Raw genomic sequence first — 3,215 nt, forward strand, 5'->3', positions numbered from 1 at the left:
CTAGCCCGCCGCCCGCGCTCACGGCGATTTGCAGCTGTTTGCCCGCGATCTTCGCGCCCTGCCCGTAGGCAAAGCCGCGGCTAAGCACGTAGTCGATGTAGGCCTTTAGCATGGAGGGCACATTAAAGCCCATCATCGGGAACAAAAACACGATGCGATCGGCGCGCAAAAACGCCTCCTGCTCTGCTGCGACGTCGATTTTTAGGGCGTCGGTGCCGTAAAGTCCCTCTAGGTGGCGAACCTCGGCGCCTGCGTTTTTAGCGGCGTTTACCAGCGCCTTGTTTAGGCGAGAGGCGGCGAAATTTGGATGGGATAAAACTACTAGCGTTTTCATTTTGGCTCCTTTTTTGATAAATTTTAGAGCATTTGCGCTTTTGGGACGTTAAATTTAAGCTGATTAAATTTGCTATTTTTTAAACTCGCCTCAAACCGCAAAAGTCTTATTTTTGAGAAATTATATCATCAAAAGCCTAAAAACGGGTTAAGGCGAGCAGTAACGGCGCGTAAAACAGACGGAAATAAATTTGATGTATTTTTGCGAGCGGGAGGCTCTGTGCGAGATAAATTTGACTTGCGCTTAAGCCGCGATCCGTATCGCTATAAACACTCTTAAATTTTGCTACATGCGAGCTTTTGATAGTTAAAACTTAAAAGCTGCGACGCCTAAAAACCGTCAAAAACTTAAACCAAATTTCACCGCACAAAAGGCAAAAACTCAAGACAAAATCTCAAATTTTACGCGCTCATTTTCCTCCGCAAGGTCGGTAAAAACGGCGATCAGATCGTCCGCATAGTCGCCAAGCATGCTAAGAGCGGTGCGATTTTTTAGATTTATCTGCGTTGGTTCGTTTATCTCGCCGAGCGCGTCGTAAAGCGCGTCGAGGTTTTTTACGTCGGGATCAAGGCCGAATTTTCGCGCTAGATACTCAAAGGCCGCCGTTTTCTCGCGCATTTTAGTACCGTTTAGAGTTATGATTTTCACTGCTGCCTCCGCTCGTAAAGTAGATAAAAGTTCTCATAATGATCGGGCGTGTAGTAGATCAGCCCGTCGCTAGAAAACACGATACGCTCGGCTCCGCGTCGTCCTCCGCGGTATCCGATATCGCACTCAAACCACTTGCGCCCGTCGGCACTGGGTAGTTTTTTTTCTCTGTTTGAAAAGCGGTCGCCGCCGATGCTTTTTTTGTCCGTGACTTGCCATAGATTGCCGCTTTTAGCGTCCCATCCGAGCGCGATCGCCTCTTTTTTGGTGATGAAATTTCGCGGCAGCTCGCCGAATTTATAAATATACGCCGCAACCTCGTCTTTTGAGGTGTAGATGCCGTCTTTTACGACGTTTGCGGAAGGCGTGGTAGCTACGTTTTTGCCTGCGCCGTTTCCTTTAAATTCGCTTTGCGGCTGATTTTGTTTCGGGGCGACCGAGTTATCCGGGATAATAAATTTAAACAGCGCCGCGAGCAGCAAAACAGCCAGCGGCAAGATGACGTTTCTAAGTAATTGTTTGTTCAAAAAAGACCTTTTGGAATAAATTTGAAGCACTTGCTTCGGCGGTAAATTTGACGTCAAATTTGTACGGACAAAATCCAAATTTGATAATTTCGCGCCGTAAAGACGAGAGTAAATTTGCATCAAATTTGACTAGACAAAAGCCGAATCTAACCGCATAAATCGCAGTCAAATTCGGCTAAATTTACGGCAAAAAGCTAAATTTGCCGTCCGAGTTCGTCAAATTTAAAGCGTATTAAACACTCTATCGCCCGCGTCGCCAAGGCCCGGCACGATGTAGTTTTTCTCGTTTAGTCGCTCGTCGATCGCAGCCGTATAGACCTCGACGTCCGGGTAAACCTGGCTAAAGCGTTTTAGCCCCTCGGGAGCGGCGATGATGGAGATAAATTTGATCTGCTTTATGCCGTTCTCGCGTAAAAATTTAACCGCGTCGATAGCCGTACCGCCGGTGGCAAACATCGGATCGATGATGATGGCTAGGCGGTTTTTGGCGTCGCGAGGTAGCTTGGCGTAGAAAAACTCCGCCTCTGCGGTCTTTTCGTTTCGCTGAAAGCCCAAAAAGCCGACGCTTGCGTCTGGAATAATCGTAAATACGCTATCAAGCATACCCAGTGCCGCTCGCAAAATAGGGCAAATCATCACCTTTGTCGCTAGCTTTTTGGCCTGAGCCTGGGCGACCGGAGTCTGCACGCTCACGTCGCGCAGCGCCAGATCCCTAGTCGCCTCAAATATCATCAGGTGGCTGATCTCGTCCACGAGCATCCTAAACTGAAACGGCTCAGTGTTTTTATCCCTTAAAATCGCTAGTTTGTGCTCGATGAGCGGGTGAGAGACTAGGCGGACGTTTGGTAGCTCGGCGGCATCGGCGGCGGTGAAATTTTTCATAAAGATCCTTAAATTTAGCGGATAAAATTTAAAAAACGCTAGGCTAGGGCTTTTTAAATTTTACCGTTTTGAGTCGTAAAAATCGCAAATCGCTAGTTTCGCGCGTAAGGCCTGCTCACGGCTAAGACGCTATTAGCGGGCAAAATTTAGCTCCCCGTTAGACGGGCTTGCGCGCTTAGGGCGTTTGGCTTGGAGCAAAAACGGCGCGCCGTAAAACAAGGCTAAATTTAGCCCGGCGAGCCGCTTTAAATTTGAGACTTTTTAATAAAGCCAAAGCGCGTAGCAAAATTAATAAATTTAGCGCAGGCTAGCCCCGCTCGCCGCAGCCTTTAAAAGCTAAGAGCGGCGAGCAAAGCGCCCCGCAAATTTAACTAAAATAATTTCGCTAGACTCGCTCTATACGCTTCGACGTCGAAATTTTTTACCCTAGCTACGCCGTCGTCGACCGCAGCCTGCGCGACCGCAGGAGCCACGGCTAAAAGCACGCGATTGTCAAACGGTTTTGGTATGATGTAGTCTTTGCCGAATTTTAGCTCTTTTACGCCAAACGCCGCGCAAACCTCCGCAGGCACGGGCTCTTTAGCCAAATTTGCAAGCGCGCGCGCCGCAGCCATTTTCATATTTTCGGTGATTTTTTTAGCTCTGACGTCAAGCGCGCCGCGGAATATAAACGGAAAGCCAAGTACGTTATTTACCTGGTTTGGATAGTCGCTGCGGCCAGTTCCCATCATCACGTCGTTTCGCACGCTTGCGACGTCTTCAGGGAAGATTTCGGGAGTCGGGTTAGCAAGCGCGAAAATAATCGGCTCGTCGTTCATCGATGC

Annotated in this window: 5 protein-coding genes; all 5 read right to left on the reverse strand. The window is 48.6% G+C overall.

The window, feature by feature from the left end:
* Nucleotides 1-334, reverse strand: a 334-nt coding sequence (locus tag Q0338_RS08410) for an NAD(P)H-dependent oxidoreductase (RefSeq protein ID WP_298086358.1), incomplete at its 3' end; no start/stop codon positions are given.
* 381 nt (nt 335-715) lie between these two features.
* The gene (locus Q0338_RS08415) at nt 716-982 is read right to left on the reverse strand and encodes a barstar family protein (protein WP_298086359.1); all 267 of its coding nucleotides are present in this window, start codon (nt 980-982) and stop codon (nt 716-718) included.
* Complete coding sequence (locus Q0338_RS08420; protein WP_298086360.1) at nt 979-1,509, reverse strand: ribonuclease domain-containing protein; 531 nt, start codon at nt 1,507-1,509, stop codon at nt 979-981. Before Q0338_RS08420 ends, Q0338_RS08415 begins: the two co-directional genes overlap by 4 nt.
* 222 nt (nt 1,510-1,731) lie before the next feature.
* Nucleotides 1,732-2,391, reverse strand: coding sequence for a uracil phosphoribosyltransferase (gene upp / locus Q0338_RS08425; RefSeq protein ID WP_298086361.1), 660 nt, complete (start codon nt 2,389-2,391; stop codon nt 1,732-1,734).
* Between the two features lie 371 nt (nt 2,392-2,762).
* The coding region (locus Q0338_RS08430; protein ID WP_298086362.1) for a malic enzyme-like NAD(P)-binding protein at nt 2,763-3,215 on the reverse strand (453 nt) is incomplete at its 5' end.

Origin of the sequence: uncultured Campylobacter sp. (assembly GCF_938018145.1) — a bacterium.
Classification (GTDB): Bacteria; Campylobacterota; Campylobacteria; order Campylobacterales; family Campylobacteraceae; genus Campylobacter_A.

Coding starts and splice junctions, on each gene's coding strand:
- upp (WP_298086361.1), bottom strand. CDS start 2,391: ATGAAAAATTTCACCGCCGCCGATGCCGCCGAGCTACCAAACGTCCGC.